Consider the following 2122-nt stretch of genomic DNA (forward strand, 5'->3'; position numbering starts at 1 on the left):
TTTTTGAATTTAGAATTGACTATGTTTTAGAAATTAATTATATCCCTATAAGAAAAGTAAAACACCTTATTGGTGAAATCTTAATTGCACTTCGATTGAAACAAGATTTATACTCCAATTATAAAGAAACAGTGATTAGTTTTTATCTTTTGAAACACCTATACTCTGAAGGGTATAAAAAATTGAATATTCGGGAGAGCTTATTAGAAACATTGAAATTTAGTGTTGATGATAAAAAATATACTATTCTTCAGTTAATTGAATTACATAAGCAAAGCAATTTTTCTAAAGATAAACTTGAGGAGATATTTCTTGATGAGCAAAATCGCGAAAATTATGGCCTTTTAAAACTATTTAAATATGAAATAGTAAACAATGATAAATACAATATTAGTAGATTCAGAGAGTTAGAAGAAATAGCAAAACACAAAAATGAAAAAATCGATAGAATCATATGGCATTTATTATATGAAGGAAAATCTATATTTACAGATTTTGAAAATGCAGCAAACAAATTCAATGAAAATGTTTTAACTAAACCTTTGCTTGAACAAAAAGAAGCATTTCATCATTTCTGGAATTATTTTTTCAATTCAGATAGCATTGTTACAGACAATAACACAATCTTTAAAATAGGAAGTTCAGACTTATTGGATTTATTTGAATGCTTTAAGATAGCGAATATAGAAAATGATATTCAAATTAAACTCATTGATTTTTATTTCCAATGCAATGACATTGAAGACTTTAATTTAGAAGTGACAAAATGTATGAACTATTGTCCTTTAAATTCAACTGAAGAATTCTTGACGATATTAAAATATTTAAATTCTCTACAAGTTGTAGTTAATTTAAGTGAAAGAGAAGAGTTTGCTCAATTTCTAAATAAATATATTCATGCTTTTACACGATTAAGTTATATACATTCCTATAAATACTTTGATGATATTAGTGATCGAATACATAATAAGGAATATATTTTAATGCAATTTGGTTTGTTACTAGAAGATTTAGAAAAAGTAAAAGCTCGCCACCAGCAGACTGGAATCAATTCTACTGTTAGAGATTTAAACATTATTATTCAATTTATACTGAAAATAATTGAGATATTAAAATGTGGAGAAGAAATTATAATTGAAAGTCGCCCTTCAATTAGCTCAGAAATTACTATTAGACATAGGAATCAGGAAGAATTTGATCGTTTAAAACAATTAATTGAATCTGATGCTGTTAGAGGTATTGAAGAAATTGAAGCTAGTTATAAACAGAAGAAAATAACTTTGCATGAGATAGAGGTATTATTACAAGAAGTTCAGACTAGTTAAATCAATGCCTACTTAGATAAGAATACTTTAGGAAACTAAGAGATTTTCTCTTAGTTTTTTTAAATTTATATGATCAAATGAATTGATTATCTATGCTTTATACAAACCTGCCCCTATTGTTCAATAAGAAAAGAGATGCCTATGGCACCCCTTTGTTCTCAGATGACTATTTTCAATTTGACTGTTGCTGACTTTCAAACTTTATTACAATTAATAATACATACTTATAGAGAAAGATTATTACGGCAGCAAATCAGATACATTTTAACTCAATACATGTTTTTTCTTCTTGACTATCCACATAAGATCTTCCTTCAAAGCCTAATTTAAGATTAAAAGCGTTGGAGCTATGCAGAGACTGCGTAATCGTTTAACCAAACTTCCCTTTCCATTTTCCTATTTTTGCCAGCATCTCGTGGTTTCTTTTACTTGACCACGACTGTTTCGGCATTTTTGTAAATTTCCTCATAGTTGGCCAAATCAATTTACAATCCTTTATCATCTCATCCCTCCTATTTATATCTACTATTTACTATTCATATCTATGTTATTAAGACATAGCTAGTACTAAATCTTGCCCCATTCGTTTATAAATTACTCAATGTCAATCTCTTTTTCTTCCAGTGAATTTTTAAACCTTTGTATGAAGTCACTACTCACCTCATTTATTATTTCATCTATTTCTTCGTGTTTTTGTCTCATTTTATTTCCTCCTATTATTTATATTTTGTTTTATTATCTATCTAAATAATATAGTCGATTTTTATACAAAACGACAAAATTTGTTCTATGCTGTT

1 protein-coding gene is annotated in these 2122 nt (G+C 27.3%); it reads left to right on the forward strand.

Features of this window, described 5'->3' with window-relative positions:
• The coding region (locus AN959_RS21480) for a hypothetical protein (protein WP_172794420.1) at window positions 1–1325 on the forward strand (1325 nt) is incomplete at its 5' end.
• Between the last annotated feature and the right edge of the window lie 797 nt (window positions 1326–2122).

Source organism: Psychrobacillus sp. FJAT-21963, from assembly GCF_001420585.1.
Lineage (GTDB): Bacteria > Bacillota > Bacilli > Bacillales_A > Planococcaceae > Psychrobacillus.